The 3,760-nt window shown below is 72.9% G+C and carries 2 protein-coding genes and 1 pseudogene; all 3 read right to left on the bottom strand.

Annotation, left to right across the window (positions count from 1 at the left end; all coding sequences use genetic code 11):
* On the bottom strand, positions 1-1,100 hold a 1,100-nt coding region (locus tag CHB98_RS20875), incomplete at its 3' end, for a methyl-accepting chemotaxis protein (RefSeq protein ID WP_143425158.1).
* Positions 1,101-1,557: 457 nt separating this feature from the next.
* Complete coding sequence (locus CHB98_RS20870) at positions 1,558-3,162, bottom strand: methyl-accepting chemotaxis protein (protein ID WP_089307531.1); 1,605 nt, start codon at positions 3,160-3,162, stop codon at positions 1,558-1,560.
* Between the two features lie 318 nt (positions 3,163-3,480).
* A pseudogene (locus tag CHB98_RS20865) lies at positions 3,481-3,760 on the bottom strand (methyl-accepting chemotaxis protein); the annotation flags it as partial.

The following is a 3,760-nucleotide window of genomic DNA, read 5'->3' as shown; positions in this document are numbered from 1 at the left end:
GAGGTGGTCTCCACCGCGGTCACCGCCCGCGCGGCCACCGCCGAGGCCTCCGCCGCGTTCGTCGCGATCTCCCGGATGGACGCACCCATCTCCTCGGTACCGGCCGCGACGGTCTGCACGTTGCTGGACACCTGCTCGGCGGCCGCGGACACCGCACCGGCCTGCGCCGCGGACTCCTCGGCGTTGGACGACATCTGGCCGGAGGTGGCCGACAGCTCCTCCGACGCCGCCGCCAGGGTCTGCGCGTTGGCCCCGATGCCGCGCATCGCCGAACCGATCTTGTCGATGGCCTCGTTGAGCGCGCGGGCCATGTCCCCGACCTCGTCCCGGGTGTCGACGTCCAGCGTCCGGTCCAGCCGACCCGCGGCGACACCCTGCAACACCTCCACCGTGCGGGCCAGCGGCCGGGAGATCAGTCGGCCCAGCGTGAGGGCCATCACCAGGCCCAGCACGGCGCCGACGACGAGGGCCCCGACGATCGTGGTCAGGCTGGCCGAGTAGTCGGCCTCGGCGGCGGTCAACGCCTGCTCCGCCTCGTCGTTCTCCACCTCGATCTGCAGGTCGATGGCCTCGGCGATCGAGACGGCCAGAGGCGTGATCCTCTCCTCATGCAGGATGACGAACTCCGCCACGCGGCCGGCCTGCGCCAGGGGGAGGAGCTCGGTGTCGCGCACCTGCCGGTACAGCGCCATGTCGGTGACGATGCGGTCGTACCCGCTGTGGTCCGCGCTGGTGCTGGCCTCCTTGAAGGTGGCCAGCGCGTCGTCGACCAGTCCGTCGAGCTCGCCGATGCGGGTGAGGATCCTCTGCTTGGCGTCGGGAGTCGGGGCGATGGTGTAGTCGACCAGCCGGAAGCGGAGGGCCTCGAAGCGGGCCTCCACCCGGCCGAGGGTGTCGACGGCGACCAGGCGGTTGTGGTACATGCTGTCGAGCTGCGTGTTCACCGTGGCGAGCTTGGACAGGCCCAGCAGCCCGATGCCCGTCATGATCGCGATGAGCACGAGGAAGCTCGCGAGCAGCTTGCGGGCCGTCTTGAGGTCCCGGAAGAAGCCGAACGGTCCCGTCGCGCGCCGCGCCGGGTTGTCCGCCGTGGTCGTCATGGCATCTGTCCTTCGAGCTGGTGTGCGGGTCGGAGGCGGGTGGCGCCGATCCCGACGCAGCCCTCGAGGGAGGTTCTCGGCAGACCGGTCCCGCTGGTGCACCCGTCTCGCCGACTCGTGACGGGAGTGGTGGGTGGTCGTCTCCCCCGGGTCCGCATGTCGACGGTCGTGCCCGCGGGGCGGTCCCGCCGGCCCCGTCAGCCGGCCGCGACCAGGCCGGCCCCCCGTCCGGCGGGCCGCTCCGTGTCGTCGGCGGCGGCGGTCACACTGTTGGGTCAGCCCCCCGACTCGTGCCGGGAGAGCCGGATGACGGCCCCCGGTGCGTCGGTGTGCCGCCCTCCACGTGCGGTACCCCGACCCAGGGGCCGCCGAGGATCGGCGGCACCTGGGTCGGGCACGCGCGAGGGGCACGGCCGCGGGTCGCGACCGTGCCCCTCTGCGGTGCTGCTGGTGGCGCTCAGTAGGTGAAGCGGCCCACCGAGGTGCGCAGGTCGGCGGCCATCCGGGACAGCTCGTCGACGGCGGTGCGCGTCTGGGTCAGCGCCTGCGTCGTCGACTCCGCCGCGGTGGAGACGCCGACGATGTTGTCGGCGATCTGCCCGGAGCCGGCGGCCGCCTCGCTGACCGACCGGCTCATCTCGCTGGTGGTGGCGGTCTGCTCCTCCACGGCGCTGGCGATGGTGGTCTGGTAGTCGTTGATCTGCCCGATGACCGTGCTGATCCGCCCGATCGCGGCCACCGCCCCGGTGGTGTCGCCCTGGATGGCCTCCACCCGCCGCGCGATGTCCTCGGTCGCCTTGGCCGTCTCCTGGGCCAGCTCCTTGACCTCGTTGGCCACCACCGCGAAGCCCTTGCCCGCCTCCCCGGCCCGCGCCGCCTCGATCGTGGCGTTCAGCGCCAGCAGGTTGGTCTGCTCGGCGATCGAGGTGATCACCTTGATGACGTCACCGATCTCCCGCGACGACTCACCGAGCTTGGTCACCGTCGCCGTGGTGGTCTCCGCCTCGGTCACCGCCTGCGCCGCCACCCGCGCCGCCTCCGCGGCGTTCTGGCTGATCTCCCGGATCGAGGCGCCCATCTCCTCGGCGCCGGCGGCCACGGTCTGCACGCTGCGCGAGACCTCCTCGGCGGCACCCGACACGACGCCGGACTGCGCGCTGGTCTCCTGCGCCGAGGCGGAGATCTGCGACGCCGAGGCCGACAGCTCCTCGGAGCTGGCCGCCACCGCGTCCGCCGAGGCCACGACGCCGCCGAGCACCTCCCGCAGGCCCAGCTGCGCAGCGTCGAGGGCTGCGGCCATCCGGCCGACCTCGTCCCGGCTGGAGACGCCGGCGGGCACCGTCAGGTCGCCGTCCGCCATGGCCTCCAGGGCGTGCTGCACCCGCTGCACCGGCCGGGTGATCGACCGCGTGGTCAGCCAGCTGATCACCAGGATGAGCGCCATGCCGACGCAGGCCACGAGCAGGGTGATCGTCTGGGTGTTGTCGATGCTCCGGACCAGGCCCGCCTCGGCGTCCGCGGTCGCGACCTCGAGGGCGTCCTCGGCTGCGCCGACGGCTCCGTCGGTGAGGTCGTTCGCGGCCTGGATCTGTTCGTAGCCGGCCCGCGCGGCGGCCTGGTCGGCGACGGCGGCGTCGACGAACGCGCCGATCGCCGCGGTGTAGTCGTCGAAGGACGTCTCCAGCTCCGCCACGGCCGCGGCACTCTCGCCGGTCAGCGTGATCCCCGAGAGCTCGGTCAGCAGCTCGTCAGCGATGGCGGTGTCCTCGGCGACCTCGGTGCGCGCCTCGGCCGGGACGTCGCGGACCAGGACGCGGAAAGCGTCGACCTTGAGCTCGCTGGCCCGGGTGTCGAGCTGCAGCACGAGGCTCCGCGCGTGGGACAGGGCCATCATCTCCGCGTCGGCCTGCCGCGCGGAGCCGTTGCCGACGAGGACGGAGCCGACCAACCCGCCGAAGGCGAGGACGGTGACACCGACGAGGGCGCCGAACTTGACCCGTAGGGGCCGGTCGGCGAACCAGCCACCGGGCCCTCCTGCGGCAGGGGGAGTGCGATCGGTCATGGCGTGCTGCTCCTCGGAGTGGGGGACGAGGCGGCGGACCCGCTGCCGTGAGCCCGGATCCCCGCGTCGACGTCGACGGCGGTGGGGTGCCGCGCCATCGTGGGCCATTTCCGGCGCACGTCCCTGACTGCCGATCGGCGTGTCACGGGAGGTCCCACGGAAATGTCGGCGAGCGCATCTGCCGGATCGCCTTGTCGACCGGCACCACTCCCACGGGGAATGGCGGGCCCTCGGGGACGTGCACTTCCCGACCATTTCCGGACGCGCGAGAGCGCGCGACCGGACGAACCGGTCGCGCGCTCCCCGCGGGCGGTGTGGTCAGAAGGAGAAGCGGCCCACCGAGGTGCGCAGGTCGGCGGCCATCCGGGACAGCTCGTCCACGGCGGTGCGGGTCTGGGTCAGCGCCTGGGTGGTCGCGTCGGCGGCACCGGAGACCCCGGAGATGTTCTCCGCGATCTGCGTCGTACCGCCGGCGGCCTCGGAGACCGACCGGGACATCTCGCTGGTGGTGGCGGTCTGCTCCTCCACGGCGCTGGCGATGGTGGTCTGCCGGTCGGAGATCTGCGCGACGATCGTGCTGATCTGCTCGATCGCGGTC

The sequence above is a fragment of the Geodermatophilus pulveris genome, assembly GCF_900188375.1.
GTDB lineage: Bacteria > Actinomycetota > Actinomycetes > Mycobacteriales > Geodermatophilaceae > Geodermatophilus > Geodermatophilus pulveris.
Note: the sequence above shows the minus strand (reverse complement) of the source record. Positions and strands in the feature narration are given on the sequence as shown.

Coding starts and splice junctions, on each gene's coding strand:
- CHB98_RS20870 (WP_089307531.1), bottom strand. CDS start 3,162: ATGACCGATCGCACTCCCCCTGCCGCAGGAGGGCCCGGTGGCTGGTTC.